Origin of the sequence: Streptomyces sp. P9-A2 (assembly GCF_036634175.1) — a bacterium.
In the GTDB taxonomy this organism is placed as follows: domain Bacteria; phylum Actinomycetota; class Actinomycetes; order Streptomycetales; family Streptomycetaceae; genus Streptomyces; species Streptomyces pratens.
This window is the reverse complement of record NZ_JAZIFX010000001.1, coordinates 4567673-4583909: the sequence shown is the minus strand read 5'-3', so window position 1 is coordinate 4583909 and position 16237 is coordinate 4567673. Positions and strand designations below refer to the sequence as shown.

Here is a 16237-nt window from a genome sequence, read left to right as displayed (position 1 = left end):
GAGGACAAGCCCTCGGCCTATTAGTACCGGTCAACTCCACACGTTACCGTGCTTCCATATCCGGCCTATCAACCCAGTCGTCTACTGGGAGCCTTACCCCATCAAGTGGGTGGGAGTCCTCATCTCGAAGCAGGCTTCCCGCTTAGATGCTTTCAGCGGTTATCCCTCCCGAACGTAGCCAACCAGCCATGCCCTTGGCAGGACAACTGGCACACCAGAGGTTCGTCCGTCCCGGTCCTCTCGTACTAGGGACAGCCCTTCTCAAGACTCCTGCGCGCGCAGCGGATAGGGACCGAACTGTCTCACGACGTTCTAAACCCAGCTCGCGTACCGCTTTAATGGGCGAACAGCCCAACCCTTGGGACCGACTCCAGCCCCAGGATGCGACGAGCCGACATCGAGGTGCCAAACCATCCCGTCGATATGGACTCTTGGGGAAGATCAGCCTGTTATCCCCGGGGTACCTTTTATCCGTTGAGCGACGGCGCTTCCACAAGCCACCGCCGGATCACTAGTCCCGACTTTCGTCCCTGCTCGACCCGTCGGTCTCACAGTCAAGCTCCCTTGTGCACTTACACTCAACACCTGATTACCAACCAGGCTGAGGGAACCTTTGGGCGCCTCCGTTACTCTTTAGGAGGCAACCGCCCCAGTTAAACTACCCATCAGACACTGTCCCTGATCCGGATCACGGACCCAGGTTAGACATCCAGCACGACCAGACTGGTATTTCAACGACGACTCCCCCACCACTGGCGTGATGGGTTCACAGTCTCCCAGCTATCCTACACAAGCCGAACCGAACACCAATATCAAACTGTAGTAAAGGTCCCGGGGTCTTTCCGTCCTGCTGCGCGAAACGAGCATCTTTACTCGTAGTGCAATTTCACCGGGCCTATGGTTGAGACAGTCGAGAAGTCGTTACGCCATTCGTGCAGGTCGGAACTTACCCGACAAGGAATTTCGCTACCTTAGGATGGTTATAGTTACCACCGCCGTTTACTGGCGCTTAAGTTCTCAGCCTCGCCACCCCGAAGAGTGACTAACCGGTCCCCTTAACGTTCCAGCACCGGGCAGGCGTCAGTCCGTATACATCGCCTTACGGCTTCGCACGGACCTGTGTTTTTAGTAAACAGTCGCTTCTCGCTGGTCTCTGCGGCCACACCCAGCTCACCGAGTAAATCGGATCACCGGACATGGCCCCCCTTCTCCCGAAGTTACGGGGGCATTTTGCCGAGTTCCTTAACCATAGTTCACCCGAACGCCTCGGTATTCTCTACCTGACTACCTGAGTCGGTTTAGGGTACGGGCCGCCATGAAACTCGCTAGAGGCTTTTCTCGACAGCATAGGATCATCCACTTCGCCACAATCGGCTCGGCATCGGGTCTCACCCCCATGTCATCCGGATTTACCTGGATGACGGGCTACACCCTTACCCCGGGACTACCACCGCCCGGGCTGGACTACCTTCCTGCGTCACCCCATCACTCACCTACTACAAGTCTGGTCCGCCGGCTCCACCACTTTCCTTTCCCCGAAGGGTCCGGAACGGCTTCACGGGCTTAGCATCGCCTGATTCAATGTTTGACGCTTCACAGCGGGTACCGGAATATCAACCGGTTATCCATCGACTACGCCTGTCGGCCTCGCCTTAGGTCCCGACTTACCCTGGGCAGATCAGCTTGACCCAGGAACCCTTAGTCAATCGGCGCACACGTTTCTCACGTGTGTATCGCTACTCATGCCTGCATTCTCACTCGTCAACCGTCCACCACTGCCTTCCGGCGCGGCTTCACCCGGCAGACGACGCTCCCCTACCCATCACAGCGGGCGTTGGCCCTATAGCTGCAATGACACGACTTCGGCGGTACGCTTGAGCCCCGCTACATTGTCGGCGCGGAATCACTAGACCAGTGAGCTATTACGCACTCTTTCAAGGGTGGCTGCTTCTAAGCCAACCTCCTGGTTGTCTGTGCGACTCCACATCCTTTTCCACTTAGCGTACGCTTGGGGGCCTTAGTCGATGCTCTGGGCTGTTTCCCTCTCGACCATGGAGCTTATCCCCCACAGTCTCACTGCCGCGCTCTCACTTACCGGCATTCGGAGTTTGGCTAAGGTCAGTAACCCGGTAGGGCCCATCGCCTATCCAGTGCTCTACCTCCGGCAAGAAACACGCGACGCTGCACCTAAATGCATTTCGGGGAGAACCAGCTATCACGGAGTTTGATTGGCCTTTCACCCCTAACCACAGGTCATCCCCCAGGTTTTCAACCCTGGTGGGTTCGGTCCTCCACGAAGTCTTACCTCCGCTTCAACCTGCCCATGGCTAGATCACTCCGCTTCGGGTCTTGAGCATGCTACTGAGACGCCCTGTTCGGACTCGCTTTCGCTACGGCTTCCCCACCCGGGTTAACCTCGCAACACACCGCAAACTCGCAGGCTCATTCTTCAAAAGGCACGCAGTCACGAGAATGAGGCAAGCCTCATTCCGACGCTCCCACGGCTTGTAGGCACACGGTTTCAGGTACTATTTCACTCCGCTCCCGCGGTACTTTTCACCATTCCCTCACGGTACTATCCGCTATCGGTCACCAGGGAATATTTAGGCTTGGCGGGTGGTCCCGCCGGATTCACACGGGATTTCTCGGGCCCCGTGCTACTTGGGTGTCTCTCAAACGAGCCGTTGACGTTTCGGCTACGGGGGTCTTACCCTCTGCGCCGGACCTTTCGCATGTCCTTCGCCTACATCAACGGTTTCTGACTCGTCTCATGGCCGGCAGACCATGAAAGAGAGATCCCACAACCCCGTAGGCGCAACCCCTGCCGGGTCTTGCACGCCTACGGTTTGGCCTCATCCGGTTTCGCTCGCCACTACTCCCGGAATCACGGTTGTTTTCTCTTCCTGCGGGTACTGAGATGTTTCACTTCCCCGCGTTCCCTCCGCATACCCTATGTGTTCAGGTATGGGTGACAGCCCATGACGACTGCCGGGTTTCCCCATTCGGACACCCCCGGATCAAAGTCTGGTTGACGACTCCCCGGGGACTATCGTGGCCTCCCACGTCCTTCATCGGTTCCTGGTGCCAAGGCATCCACCGTGCGCCCTTAAAAACTTGGCCACAGATGCTCGCGTCCACTGTGCAGTTCTCAAACAACGACCGACCACCCGTCACACACCGCTTGCGCGGTGCTGTACCGGGGTCGGCATCGAGGAGCGGGCCTTGCGGCCGTGCCCTCAGACACCCAACAGCGTGCCCGGCACCCCCTGGCGTCTCCTCCGCCGTTCCACGCCCCGAAGGGGCAGTACTGGAAGGAGAAGACGAGCGGGAGTGCCGAAATAATCAACGTTCCACCCATGAGCTGACCACCGCCGGACGGATGCCGGCGTAGTGGCTCTGGCCGCCTTGCGGCAGCTAGATGCTCCTTAGAAAGGAGGTGATCCAGCCGCACCTTCCGGTACGGCTACCTTGTTACGACTTCGTCCCAATCGCCAGTCCCACCTTCGACGGCTCCCTCCCCGCAAGGGGGTTGGGCCACCGGCTTCGGGTGTTACCGACTTTCGTGACGTGACGGGCGGTGTGTACAAGGCCCGGGAACGTATTCACCGCAGCAATGCTGATCTGCGATTACTAGCAACTCCGACTTCATGGGGTCGAGTTGCAGACCCCAATCCGAACTGAGACCGGCTTTTTGAGATTCGCTCCACCTTGCGGTATCGCAGCTCATTGTACCGGCCATTGTAGCACGTGTGCAGCCCAAGACATAAGGGGCATGATGACTTGACGTCGTCCCCACCTTCCTCCGAGTTGACCCCGGCGGTCTTCTGTGAGTCCCCATCACCCCCGAAGGGGCATGCTGGCAACACAGAACAAGGGTTGCGCTCGTTGCGGGACTTAACCCAACATCTCACGACACGAGCTGACGACAGCCATGCACCACCTGTACACCGACCACAAGGGGGCGCCTGTCTCCAGGCGTTTCCGGTGTATGTCAAGCCTTGGTAAGGTTCTTCGCGTTGCGTCGAATTAAGCCACATGCTCCGCTGCTTGTGCGGGCCCCCGTCAATTCCTTTGAGTTTTAGCCTTGCGGCCGTACTCCCCAGGCGGGGAACTTAATGCGTTAGCTGCGGCACCGACGACGTGGAATGTCGCCAACACCTAGTTCCCACCGTTTACGGCGTGGACTACCAGGGTATCTAATCCTGTTCGCTCCCCACGCTTTCGCTCCTCAGCGTCAGTATCGGCCCAGAGATCCGCCTTCGCCACCGGTGTTCCTCCTGATATCTGCGCATTTCACCGCTACACCAGGAATTCCGATCTCCCCTACCGAACTCTAGCCTGCCCGTATCGACTGCAGACCCGGGGTTAAGCCCCGGGCTTTCACAACCGACGCGACAAGCCGCCTACGAGCTCTTTACGCCCAATAATTCCGGACAACGCTCGCGCCCTACGTATTACCGCGGCTGCTGGCACGTAGTTAGCCGGCGCTTCTTCTGCAGGTACCGTCACTTTCGCTTCTTCCCTGCTGAAAGAGGTTTACAACCCGAAGGCCGTCATCCCTCACGCGGCGTCGCTGCATCAGGCTTTCGCCCATTGTGCAATATTCCCCACTGCTGCCTCCCGTAGGAGTCTGGGCCGTGTCTCAGTCCCAGTGTGGCCGGTCGCCCTCTCAGGCCGGCTACCCGTCGTCGCCTTGGTGAGCCGTTACCTCACCAACAAGCTGATAGGCCGCGGGCTCATCCCTCACCGCCGGAGCTTTCAACCCCGTCCATGCGGACGCGGATATTATCCGGTATTAGACCCCGTTTCCAGGGCTTGTCCCGAAGTGAGGGGCAGATTGCCCACGTGTTACTCACCCGTTCGCCACTAATCCCCACCGAAGTGGTTCATCGTTCGACTTGCATGTGTTAAGCACGCCGCCAGCGTTCGTCCTGAGCCAGGATCAAACTCTCCGTGAATGCTTTCCCGTGATCGGGAAGGACACGCACGAGAGCGGAACGGTCGGGCGGAATAGGCCCGGCCGTTCACAGCGTCCTCGCTGTGTTTTTTTCAAAGGAACCTCGCCCCGGCCGTGGGCCGGGAACGGGGTATCAACATAATCTGGCGTTGATTTTTGGCACGCTGTTGAGTTCTCAAGGAACGGACGCTTCCTTTGTACTCACCCTCTCGGGCTTTCCTCCGGGCGCTTCCCTTCGGTCTTGCGTTTCCGACTCTATCAGATCTTTGTGATCCGGTTTCCTCGGGGTTTCGCCTTCCGGGTTTCCGCTTTTCGCGTTTCCCTTTCCGGCGGCTCCGACTCTATCAGATCTTTTTCTTTCGACCTGACCCCCAGTCAGCGGGGTTCGTCTTTCCGGCTGTTGGGCCGTTCCGACGAGTGAGACTGTAGCGGATTCCCTGCTCCCGAGCTAATCGGGGGCCTGCGCCCTTTCGGACACGGATTCCTCATTTCGCGAATACGCACACCAATGCCATGACGACAGACAGACGACTGCCGTCGAGTTGGTGCGGTACGTACGGAATGGCTGTCCGGGGCCGACCGGAGTCGGTACTCACGTCGGACAACTCGGAGAACAGTACGGATGGAGCCAGGGTGTGTCAACTCGCTGCCGTCATCACCACCCGGTGCCCCTCTTCAGAGCGTAGCCTGGCCCGCATGACGACTACGCGTACGTACAGCCAGCTCTGGCGGGCCGCCTGACAGCGGCCGTCCGTACGTATGCGCTCAACGGCCGCCGCTTCGGTGGCCGTTTTCGTTTCTCCCTCCAGGGCTCCGGCCCCAGGACTCCGGGGGCGGCCGGCCGGGGCGGCGGTCACAACCAGGAGACGGAGACAGGAAGCGATGACACGGGTCTTCAGTGGGATCAAACCGACCGGGCATCTGACGCTGGGGAACTACCTGGGCGCCATGCGGCGGTGGGCCTTGGTCGACCAGCACCGGGCGGACGCGTTGTTCTGCGTCGTCGATCTGCACGCGCTGACCGTGGACCACGACCCCTCACGGGTGCGCAGACTGAGCCGGCAGGCGGCGACGCTGCTGCTGGCGACCGGGGTGGATCCGGAGCTGTGCACCGTGTTCGTGCAGAGTCACGTGGACGAGCACACCCGCCTGTCGTACGTGCTGGAGTGCGTGGCGACCGACGGCGAGATGCGGCGGATGATCCAGTACAAGGAGAAAGCCGCGCGGGAGCAGCGGCGGGGCGGGAGCGTGCGGCTGTCGCTGTTGACGTATCCCGTGCTGATGGCGGCGGACATCCTGGCGTACGGGACGGACGAGGTGCCGGTGGGGGACGACCAGGCGCCGCACGTGGAGCTCACACGGGATCTGGCCGTGCGGTTCAACCAGCGGTACGGGTACACCTTCGTGGTGCCCCGGGCCACGCATCCGGACGTGGCCGCGCGGGTGATGAATCTGCAGGACCCCCTGTCGAAGATGGGGAAGAGCGACGACGTCGGGCCGGGAATCGTCTACCTGCTGGACGAGCCGGACGTGGTGCGGAAGAAAGTCATGCGGGCGGTGACCGACAGCGGACGCGACGTCGTGTACGACAGGGAGGAGCAGCCCGGGGTGGCGAATCTGCTGGAGATTCTCGCGGCTTGCTCGGGCGGTGACCCGAAGACCCTGGGCGATGCCTACGACTCGTACGGGGCTTTGAAGAAGGACACCGCGGAGGCCGTGGTCGAAGCGCTGAAGCCATTGCGGGAAAGGCACAAGGAGTTGTGCGCGGATCCCGGTCATGTGGAGGGCGTGTTGCGGGACGGAGCCGAAAGGGCTCGCGCCATGGCACGGCCGGTCGTGGATGCCGCCTATCGGGCTGTCGGTCTGCTCCCGGCATCCGGGGCCGGGGACGGCGCCGGAAGGTAGTACCGGTACCGGTGTCCGTGCCGGGCGTCCGGCTCGCTTGGCAGTAAGTCGTCGGTCGTTGACCTCCGTACCTCTGGGGGGTGGGGTGCGGGGGCGGCACGATCGGGGGCATGGACATTGCGGAGAACGCGGCGCTGGTGGTCGTCGACGTGCAGCAGGGTTTCGAGGACCTCGATTTCTGGGGACGGCGGAACCATCCCGGGGCGGACGAGAAAATCGCCGGGCTGATCGACGCGTGGCAGGCGTCGGGGCGGCCGGTGGTGTTCGTGCGGCACGACTCGGTCGAGCCGGCGTCGCCCCTGCGTCCGGGGCAGCCGGGCAACGGGTTCAAGGAGTACGTGGAGCGGCGGCGCGGTGAGGGAGGCGAGGGCGCCGAGCTGCTGGTGACCAAGAGCGTGAACTCGGCGTTCCACGGCACCCCGGATCTCGGCGCCTGGCTGAAGGACGCGGGGATCTCCCAGGTGGTGCTGACCGGGATCCAGACCAACATGTGTGTGGAGACGACGGCCCGGGTGGGCGGGAACCTCGGGTACGACGTGGTGGTCGTGTTCGACGCGACGTACACCTTCGACGTGGAGGGGCCGTTCGGCTGGCGGCGCAGTGCGGACGAGGCGGCACAGGCGTCGGCGGTGACGTTGCACGGGGGCGGGTTCGCGCGCGTGGTGATGTCGGCGGACGTGCTCGCCGGAGCGAGGTGAGGGGCGGGAACCGACGGGGCGCCCCGTCAGGAGCGCCCCGTCAGGAGCGCCCCGTCAGGAGCGCCCCGTCAGGAGCGCTCCGTCAGGAGCGCCCCGTCAGGAGCGCTCCGGGCGGGGGCCTGCCCTCAGTCCTTGGTGCCGGAGGCCAGTTCGCGGCTGCGGTCGCGGGCCGCTTCGAGGGCTGCGATGAGGGCGGCTCGTACGCCGTGGTTCTCGAGTTCGCGGATGGCGTTGATGGTGGTGCCGGCGGGGGAGGTGACGTTCTCGCGGAGCCGTACGGGGTGCTCGCCGCTGTCGCGGAGCATGATCGCGGCGCCGATCGCGGACTGGACGATCAGGTCGTGGGCCTTGTCGCGGGGCAGGCCGAGCAGGATGCCGGCGTCCGTCATGGCTTCGACCAGGTAGAAGAAGTACGCCGGGCCGGAGCCGGACAGGGCGGTACAGGCGTCCTGCTGCGACTCCGGGACGCGGAGCGTCTTGCCGACGGCGCCGAAGATCTCCTCGGTGTGGGCGAGGTGTTCCGGGGTGGCGTGGCTGCCGGCGGAGATGACCGACATGGCCTCGTCGACCAGGGCGGGGGTGTTCGTCATGACGCGGACGACCGGGGTGCCTGCGGCGAGGCGGTCCTCGTAGAAGGAGGTGGGGATACCCGCGGCGCCGCTGATGACCAGGCGGTCGGCGGGGAGGTGCGGGGCCAGCTCGTCGAGGAGGGTGCCCATGTCCTGTGGTTTGACCGTGAGGATCAGGGTGTCGGCGGTCTTGGCGGCTTCGAGGTTCGAGACCGGGGTGACCCCGTGGCGGGCGCGGAGTTCGTCGGCCCGTTCCTGGCGGCGGGTGGTGACCAGGAGGTCGGCGGGGGCCCAGCCGCCGCGGATCATTCCGCTGAGCAGGGCTTCACCGATCTTGCCGGTGCCGAGGACTGCGACTTTCTGAGCCATGACTGGGGATGTCCTCCGGAGTGGGCGCGTCGTCCTGGTTCATCCTCGCACCCGGGGGGCGTGGGGGCGGGGTGGTGTCCGGTGGGCGGACGAGGGGTGGACGGTGGCGAACGCCGGCGCCGGAGGGCTCCGGGGGGGGTGTCAGGCCGTCCTGCGGCGCAGGGTCGCCGCGCCGAGGACGAGCACCAGCAGGGCGCAGCCGGCGACGATCAGGATGTCGCGTATGAAGGGGGCGGTCATGCCCGTGTGCCCGAGAACCTCGTTCATGCCGTCGACGGCGTAGGACATGGGGAGGACGTCGGAGATGCCCTCCAGGACGGGGTGCATGTTCTCGCGCGCGGTGAAGAGTCCGCACAGGAGGAGTTGGGGGAAGATCACTGCCGGCATGAACTGGACCGCCTGGAATTCCGAGGCCGCGAAGGCCGAGACGAAGAGGCCGAGGGCTGTGCCGAGGAGTGCGTCGAGCAGGGCCACCAGGAGCAACAGCCACGGACTGCCGACGACGTCGAGCCCCAGGAACCAGACCGCCAGTGCGGTGGCCAGAGCGGACTGGACGATCGCGATCGCGCCGAAGGCGAGGGCGTAGCCGGCGATCAGGTCGCCCTTGCCGAGCGGCATGGCGAGGAGGCGTTCCAGAGTGCCGGACGTCCGCTCGCGCAGGGTGGCGATCGAGGTGACCAGGAACATCGTGATCAGCGGGAAGATCCCGAGGAGCGAGGCGCCGATGGTGTCGAAGGTGCGCGGGCTGCCGTCGAAGACGTAGCGGAGCAGGAGCAGCATCAGGCAGGGGACCAGCAGCATCAGCGCGATCGTGCGCGGGTCGTGGCGGAGTTGACGCAGGACCCGGGCCGCGGTGGCGAGGGTGCGCGAGGCGTTCAGGGCGCCCGTCGGGACGGAGGGCCGTGGCGTCGTACGGGGGGTGCTCATCGTGAGGTCTCCTTCGTGCGGCTTGTTTCGACGGCCGCGTCCACCAGGTGTAGGAAGGCCGCCTCGACGGTGTCGGATCCGGTGCCGGTGCGCAGGGCGTCGGGTGTGTCGTCGGCGAGGATCTCGCCCTCGCGCATGAGCAGGAGGCGGTGGCAGCGCTCGGCCTCGTCCATGACGTGGGAGGAGATCAGCAGGCCGGCGCCCCGTTCGGCGGCGAGGGTGTGGAAGAGCTGCCAGAGGTCGCGGCGCAGGACGGGGTCGAGGCCGACCGTGGGCTCGTCGAGGACCAGCAGCTCGGGGGTGCCTAGGAGGGCGACGGCGAGGGAGACGCGGTTGCGCTGGCCGCCGGAGAGGTTTCCGGCGAGGGCGTCGGCGTGGGTGGTGAGGTCGACGTCGGCGATGGCCCGGATGACGTTGTCGCGGCGGCGGTCGGCGGCCGTGGGGGTCCCCCCGCGCGAGCGAGTTCGAGCGTGGGGGAGGCCGGGGTCGAGGACCGAGGCGAAGTAGTCGAGGTTCTGCCGGACCGTCAGGTCGTCGTAGACCGAGGGGGCCTGGGTGACGTAGCCGATGCGGGTGCGCAGGGTGGGGTGGCCCGCGGGGAGGCCGAGCACGTCCAGCGTGCCGGTGACCTTGGCCTGGGTGCCCACGATGGCCCGCATCAGGGTCGACTTGCCGCAGCCGGAGGGGCCGAGGAGGCCGGTGACCTGTCCTCGCGGGACGGTGAAGTCGAGGCCGCGCAGGACGGTGCGGGGGCCTCGGACGACGGTGAGGCCCTGGGCGCGGACGGCGGGGGTTTCTCCCTCGCCGGTGTCCGGGTGCGGAGTGCCGGAGGCGTAATTCATCATGTGATGAATAATCCTCTCGGAGGCAGGACGCGTCAAGCGGTGGCGAAACGGTTCGCGCTGGGGCAGGGGACGGCCGTACGACTGGGCAGGGGACGACCATGTGGCCGGGCCGGGGTAGGGGACGGCCATGTGAGGGCGAGCGGGCAAGGCCGATGGAAGGCACGGCGCGGCACGGCGCGTGGCGGGCGGCCGAAGGGCGAGGCGGGAGACACAGCGCGGTGCGCGGCGGGAAGCGGCCCACGAAGGGCGTCGGCACAAAAGGCGCGGGTGCGCACACAGCTGTCGGCACGGGAAGCGCGGGCACGCGGGCGGGCAGCCTGAGGCGGACGGCGGAGCGGCACGCCGGATGCGGGGAAGCACCCGGCGACAGAGGGAGAGGACCGTTCGGCGCGGGCCGACGGTTTCCCTGCGGTGGTCAGGAGCGGCGGCGCTTCTTGGGGTTGCCGGAGCGGCGGGACATCCGCTTCGCGTACTGGGCGCGGGCCGTTTCGTACTCCTCGCGGTGGAGCTTCTCACCGGGAGCCTCGGCGAGGGAGCGGAAGAAGTAGGCGAGGAGGGAACCGACGAAGCCGACGGTGAGCAGGCCGCGGAGGGACCGCCGGCGGTCGGGGTCGGGGCGGCGCTTGAACGCCTCCCAGGTGTGCCCGAACGCGAGGGCACTGCAGACCGCGAACATCACGACCATCAGAAGCGTGACGAAACCGCCGACCTCGGCGATCTGGAACCCCTGGTAGGCGATGCGCAGAACGAGGCAGGCGGCGGCCGCGGCGGCGAGTGAGCCGACGGCGACGCCGATGCGGCGGGCCGCGTAGCCGCTGCCGTGGTCGACCCAGGTCGTACCGAAGAAGCGGATGGGTTCGGGGCGGGGGCCGACGGGGGTTCCCGGGGAGCCCGCGGGGTGGTCGTCCGGGGTGCCGTTCTCTGCGCTCACGCTTCGATTATGGCTCCGGCGCCCCGCGGGCTCCGAACGGGATCGGCCACGACCGGCTGGGATCGGCCGCGATCGGCTGCGATCGGCTTGGATCAGCGGCAATCAGCAGCAATCAGTTGGGATCAGTCGGGATCTGTCGGGATCAGCTGCAGCGCGGGGCCACGTAGCCGTCGCTGCCGGTCTTCACGTAGGTGTCCGAGACGTACTGGCCGCCGGCGATGTTGCACCAGATGTTCGACGTGCCGTACGGGCCGGTGACGGTCGTGCCCGGACGCTGGCAGAAGATCGGCACCTGCGCGCCCAGCGGCAGGGTGCGGACGATCGCGTAGTTCGTGCCCGGACCGCTGCGGACGTTGAGCCGGTGGCCCGGCGCGACCGGGTAGTACTGCACGGCCGCCGCCGCTGCCGACTCCGCCGTGCCGGCGCCCTCCGCTTCTCCAACCTGGCCAACTGCCATGGAAAACCTCCCCCGTTGTGCATCCCATGTCTGTCATGGGCCCCCTTCATACCCTGAAATCCCGCCACGCACACATGTACGTTGTTTGAACACCGGCACGGCCATGCCTCCTCGGTCCCGTACATCCCATCGACTAGGGTCTGTGCGGCGCGCACGTGGACGAACAGCACGGGGGTGGTCCCATGGCGCCACAGCAGAACATCGGAGCGGACACGGAAGCGGAACTTCCCGAGTACGCCGGTCACTACCGTCTCGAGTCATGCCTCGGCTCCGGCGGAATGGGCGTGGTGCATCTGGCCCGGAGTACGTCCGGGCTGAAGCTCGCGGTGAAGGTCGTGCACGCCGAACTCGCACGGGACCGCGAGTTCAGGGGACGTTTCCGGCAGGAGGTCGCGGCGGCGCGACGGGTGAGCGGTGCCTTCACCGCGCCGGTCGTCGACGCCGATCCGGAGGCCGCACGCCCCTGGATGGCCACGCTGTTCATACCCGGCCCGACGCTCGCCCAGCATGTGAAGCGGAACGGGCCCATGCCCCCGCCCCAGTTGCGCAGGCTGATGGCCGGACTGGCGGAGGGACTGCGGGACATCCACCGGGTCGGGGTCGTGCACCGCGATCTGAAGCCCAGCAATGTACTGCTCGCCGAGGACGGGCCGAAGGTCATCGATTTCGGCATTTCTCGGCCAAAGGACAGCGAACTGCGGACCGAGACCGGCAAATTGATCGGCACCCCGCCCTTCATGGCGCCCGAACAGTTCCGGCGTCCCCGTGAAGTCGGCCCCTCCGCCGACATCTTCGCGCTCGGCTCCCTCCTCGTGCACGCCGCCACCGGACGCGGACCGTTCGACTCCGACAGCCCGTACGTGGTCGCCTACCAGGTGGTGCACGACGATCCCGATCTGACCGGCGTGCCGGACGGCCTCGCCCCCCTGGTGCTGAACTGCCTGGCCAAGGAGCCCGAGGACCGGCCCTCCCCCGACGAGTTGATGCGGGAACTGCGGTCCGTCGCGGCCTCGTACGACACCCAGGCCTTCATCCCCGCACAGCGGGCGGAGCCTGGAGCGGAGACGGACCCGGGCCCGGAGGCGGGAGCGGAGGCTGACCCGGGAGCGGAGGCGAGGGCAGGAGCGGGAGCGGCCTCAGCGGGCGCCGTGCCCGGCCACCAGGGGGTGCCCGAAGCGGAGGGCGGGATCGGCTCCGGGCCCGCGAACCGGCCCGGAGCCGGCCATGCGGCCGAGCTCGTCGCCGGAACCGCTCCCGAACCTGCTCACGGTCCCGAACCCGGCACCGCGTCCAGTCCCGGGCGTCGCGTCGGCCCGACGGCGGCCCGGCGTTCCGCGCGGCCGACCCTCAGCAAACGGTCGCTGCTCGGGGGCGGAGCGCTCGCCCTCGCCGTGTTCGGCACGCTCTTCTCCGTCCAGTTGCTCGGCGACGAGCCCCCGGTGCGGCAGACCACCTCAGGCGCCCGGACCACGCCGGACGCGTTCCGGGCGTGGGAGGCGACGCCGTCGGGCAAGCCGGGCAACCCGCAGTGCTCGTACGGGGCTGATCTGCTGGTGTGCGCCCAGGCGGGGTCGGTGTTCGCCCTCGACCCCGACGACGGCGGCCTGCTGTGGCGGCACACCGCCGCGGGGACGGCGGCGAGCGGACCGCCGGTCGTGTCGGGCGGACTCGTGCAGCCCGCGCCGGAGCCGGCCGGCGGCCTGGAAGCCCTCGACCCGGCCTCGGGGAAGCCGCGGTGGCGGCAGGAGAACGCCGAGTACAACGGCCTGACCGGTACCGGGGACGTGCTGCTGCTCACCGGAGCCGACGGCACGGTCACCGGCGTGGACAGCGCCTCGGGCGACGCGTTGTGGAGCGGGCGGGTGCCGGGGCACGACACCCTGTACTTCCGCACGTTCGCGGGGGACCCGCTGGCCTACGTGGCGAGCACGTCGGACGACGGTTCCAGCACACAGGTCACAGCGGTCGATCCGCGGTCCGGTGCGGTGCGGTGGGACGCCCGGCTGGAGGGGATGCTGACGCCGGTCGGCAGCACGGGCGAGGCGCTCGTCCTCGCTTCCGCCGACCCGGTCTACGACACCACGCAGGCCCTGATCCGCTACACACCGGCCAGCGGGGAGACACGCCGGGTGACGCTGCCCGTGCCGCTGGCCCAGGCGCGGGGCACCGTGCACGGGGACATCGCCTACCTGACGGGCACCGGCGGCAGACTGGTGGCCGTCGACATGACCGCGCTGCGGCAGCGGTGGAGCCTGGAGAGCGGGATCGCCCGCTCGTCCACACCGGTCGCGGACGAGCGGCACGTCTATTTCACGGCGCCGGACGGCCGGCTGCTCGCCGTGCACGCGCGGGAGGGGCGACTGGCCGGGCAGACGGCGCCCCGGATGGACGGCACCCCCGACCGCGTGGCCGCCACCCTGCCGGATCCGGTGATCGCCGACGGCCACGTCTACGCCACCGCCCCCGACGGCACGGTCTTCGCCGTGGACGGACACGACCCGGCCGACTGGTAGGGCCCACGGAAACCCCCTGGGTCCTGTGGGTCTCGTGGGTCCTGTGAGCGGCCCCGACGCCCGATGTCCGGTGGCCTCTCGGACATCGGCGTCGGGCGTCGGGGCGGCGTCAGGGCCGGGTCGGCGTCGGGCGGCTCAGCCCAGCTTCGACACGTCCCGCACCGCGCCCTTGTCGGCGCTCGTGGCCATCGCCGCGTACGCCTTCAGCGCCGCCGAGACCTTGCGCTCACGGTTCTTCGGGGCGTACACACCGCCCAGTGCCTCCTCGCGGCGGGCCAGCTCGGCCTCGTCGACCAGCAGCTCGATCGAGCGGTTCGGGATGTCGATGCGGATGCGGTCGCCCTCCTCGACCAGGGCGATGGTGCCGCCCGAGGCCGCCTCCGGGGAGGCGTGGCCGATGGAGAGGCCGGACGTACCGCCGGAGAAGCGTCCGTCGGTGATCAGGGCGCAGGCCTTTCCGAGGCCCCGGCTCTTCAGGTACGACGTCGGGTAGAGCATCTCCTGCATGCCGGGGCCGCCCTTGGGGCCCTCGTAGCGGATGACGACGACATCGCCCTCCTTGACCTGCTTGGTGAGGATCTTCTCGACGGCCTCTTCCTGCGACTCACAGACGACCGCCGGGCCCTCGAAGGTCCAGATGGACTCGTCGACGCCGGCCGTCTTGACGACGCAGCCGTCCACGGCGAGGTTGCCGCGCAGCACCGCCAGACCGCCGTCCTTGGAGTAGGCGTGCTCGGCGGAGCGGATGCAGCCGCCCTCGGCGTCCTCGTCGAGGGTGTCCCAGCGCTCGGACTGGGAGAACGCCTCGGCGGAGCGCACGCAGCCGGGGGCCGCGTGCCACATCTCCACGGCCTCCGGGGAGGGGGAGCCGCCGCGGATGTCCCAGGTCTTCAGCCAGTCGGCGAGGGTCGGGCTGTGGACGGAGTACACGTCCTCGTTCAGCAGGCCCGCGCGGTGCAGTTCGCCGAGCAGGGCGGGGATGCCGCCCGCGCGGTGCACGTCCTCCATGTAGTACGTACGGCTCTTGGCGACGTTCGGCGCGACCTTCGCCAGGCAGGGCACGCGGCGCGAGAGGGCGTTGATCTCGTTCAGGCCGAAGGGGACCTCCGCCTCCTGGGCGGCGGCCAGCAGGTGCAGGATCGTGTTGGTGGAGCCGCCCATGGCGATGTCCAGCGCCATCGCGTTCTCGAAGGCGGCGACGGTGGCGATGGAGCGGGGCAGGACCGTCTCGTCGTCCTGCTCGTAGTAGCGGCGGGTGATGTCCATGACCGTGCGGGCGGCGTTCTCGTAGAGCGCCTTGCGGGCCGTGTGGGTGGCGAGGACCGAGCCGTTGCCCGGGAGGGACAGGCCGATGGCCTCGGTGAGGCAGTTCATCGAGTTGGCGGTGAACATGCCGGAACAGGAGCCGCAGGTCGGACAGGCGTTCTCCTCGATGCGCAGGACGTCGGCGTCGGAGATCCTGTCGTCGGCGGCGTCCACCATCGCGTCGATCAGGTCCAGCGTGCGGACCGTGCCGTCGACCAGCGTCGCCCGGCCGGCCTCCATGGGACCGCCGGAGACGAAGACCGTCGGGATGTTCAGCCGCAGGGCGGCGTTGAGCATGCCCGGGGTGATCTTGTCGCAGTTGGAGATGCAGATCAGGGCGTCCGCGCAGTGGGCCTCGACCATGTACTCCACGCTGTCCGCGATCAGGTCGCGGGAGGGCAGGGAGTACAGCATGCCGCCGTGGCCCATCGCGATGCCGTCGTCGACGGCGATGGTGTTGAACTCGCGCGGGATGCCGCCGGCCGCGACGACCGCCTCGCTGACGATCCTGCCGACCGGCGCGAGGTGGGTGTGGCCGGGGACGAACTCCGTGAAGCTGTTGGCGACGGCGATGATGGGCTTCCGGCCGATGTCCGCACCCGGTACACCGGAGGCTCGCATCAGGGCGCGGGCGCCCGCCATGTTGCGGCCATGGGTGACTGTGCGGGACCTCAGCTCGGGCATCGTCGCTCGCTCCTTCAGACCTTCTCGGGGTGCCGGGGTCAGAGATTCCTGACTGCCGTCGAGCGTACGCCCGTCAT

General features: G+C 67.0%; 9 protein-coding genes and 2 rRNA genes. 3 read left to right on the top strand and 8 right to left on the bottom strand.

Going from position 1 to position 16237, the window contains the following annotated elements; genetic code table 11:
- Together V4Y04_RS20850 and V4Y04_RS20845 are read right to left on the bottom strand one after the other, a co-directional pair.
- Positions 1–3120 (bottom strand): 23S ribosomal RNA (locus V4Y04_RS20850).
- A gap of 309 nt (positions 3121–3429) precedes the next feature.
- A 16S ribosomal RNA gene (locus V4Y04_RS20845) occupies positions 3430–4958 on the bottom strand.
- Together the 16S and 23S rRNA genes form the textbook arrangement of a ribosomal RNA operon.
- 881 nt (positions 4959–5839) lie before the next feature.
- On the opposite strand from V4Y04_RS20845, the gene trpS reads away from it, so the two are divergent.
- Together trpS and V4Y04_RS20835 are read left to right on the top strand one after the other, a co-directional pair.
- Positions 5840–6862, top strand: a complete 1023-nt coding sequence (gene trpS, locus V4Y04_RS20840; RefSeq protein WP_332429707.1) for a tryptophan--tRNA ligase — start codon at positions 5840–5842, stop codon at positions 6860–6862.
- Positions 6863–6972: 110 nt separating this feature from the next.
- Positions 6973–7560 carry a cysteine hydrolase family protein gene (locus tag V4Y04_RS20835; RefSeq protein WP_332429705.1) on the top strand — a complete coding sequence of 196 codons (588 nt, stop codon included), beginning with the start codon at positions 6973–6975 and terminating at the stop codon, positions 7558–7560.
- Positions 7561–7685: 125 nt separating this feature from the next.
- On the opposite strand, the gene proC is transcribed toward V4Y04_RS20835, so the two are convergent.
- The 5 genes from proC to V4Y04_RS20810 form a co-directional block, all read right to left on the bottom strand.
- Positions 7686–8498, bottom strand: coding sequence for a pyrroline-5-carboxylate reductase (gene proC / locus V4Y04_RS20830; RefSeq protein WP_332429704.1), 813 nt, complete (start codon positions 8496–8498; stop codon positions 7686–7688).
- Positions 8499–8639: 141 nt separating this feature from the next.
- Complete coding sequence (locus tag V4Y04_RS20825) at positions 8640–9425, bottom strand: ABC transporter permease (protein WP_332429702.1); 786 nt, start codon at positions 9423–9425, stop codon at positions 8640–8642.
- The gene (locus V4Y04_RS20820; RefSeq protein WP_332429701.1) at positions 9422–10270 is read right to left on the bottom strand and encodes an ABC transporter ATP-binding protein; all 849 of its coding nucleotides are present in this window, start codon (positions 10268–10270) and stop codon (positions 9422–9424) included. The genes V4Y04_RS20825 and V4Y04_RS20820 overlap by 4 nt, the downstream gene beginning before the upstream one ends.
- Before the next feature lie 415 nt (positions 10271–10685).
- Positions 10686–11201, bottom strand: a complete 516-nt coding sequence (locus tag V4Y04_RS20815; RefSeq protein WP_332429700.1) for an EamA/RhaT family transporter — start codon at positions 11199–11201, stop codon at positions 10686–10688.
- 142 nt (positions 11202–11343) lie between these two features.
- On the bottom strand, positions 11344–11658 hold the full coding sequence (locus tag V4Y04_RS20810) for an SH3 domain-containing protein (RefSeq protein WP_332429699.1): 315 nt from the start codon (positions 11656–11658) through the stop codon (positions 11344–11346).
- A gap of 182 nt (positions 11659–11840) precedes the next feature.
- Between V4Y04_RS20810 and V4Y04_RS20805 the strand changes: the two genes are divergently transcribed.
- The gene (locus V4Y04_RS20805) at positions 11841–14171 is read left to right on the top strand and encodes a serine/threonine-protein kinase (RefSeq protein WP_332429698.1); all 2331 of its coding nucleotides are present in this window, start codon (positions 11841–11843) and stop codon (positions 14169–14171) included.
- 135 nt (positions 14172–14306) lie between these two features.
- On the opposite strand, the gene ilvD is transcribed toward V4Y04_RS20805, so the two are convergent.
- Positions 14307–16160 (bottom strand): dihydroxy-acid dehydratase, encoded by a 1854-nt coding sequence (ilvD, locus tag V4Y04_RS20800; RefSeq protein WP_332429697.1) that lies wholly within the window; start codon positions 16158–16160, stop codon positions 14307–14309.
- Between the last annotated feature and the right edge of the window lie 77 nt (positions 16161–16237).

Bases quoted from the DNA above. Each gene is read 5' to 3' on its own strand.
- V4Y04_RS20805 (WP_332429698.1), top strand. From the start codon at position 11,841: ATGGCGCCACAGCAGAACATCGGAGCGGACACGGAAGCGGAACTTCCC.
- V4Y04_RS20810 (WP_332429699.1), bottom strand. From the start codon at position 11,658: ATGGCAGTTGGCCAGGTTGGAGAAGCGGAGGGCGCCGGCACGGCGGAG.
- V4Y04_RS20825 (WP_332429702.1), bottom strand. From the start codon at position 9,425: ATGAGCACCCCCCGTACGACGCCACGGCCCTCCGTCCCGACGGGCGCC.
- V4Y04_RS20820 (WP_332429701.1), bottom strand. From the start codon at position 10,270: ATGATGAATTACGCCTCCGGCACTCCGCACCCGGACACCGGCGAGGGA.
- ilvD (WP_332429697.1), bottom strand. From the start codon at position 16,160: ATGCCCGAGCTGAGGTCCCGCACAGTCACCCATGGCCGCAACATGGCG.
- trpS (WP_332429707.1), top strand. From the start codon at position 5,840: ATGACACGGGTCTTCAGTGGGATCAAACCGACCGGGCATCTGACGCTG.
- proC (WP_332429704.1), bottom strand. From the start codon at position 8,498: ATGGCTCAGAAAGTCGCAGTCCTCGGCACCGGCAAGATCGGTGAAGCC.
- V4Y04_RS20835 (WP_332429705.1), top strand. From the start codon at position 6,973: ATGGACATTGCGGAGAACGCGGCGCTGGTGGTCGTCGACGTGCAGCAG.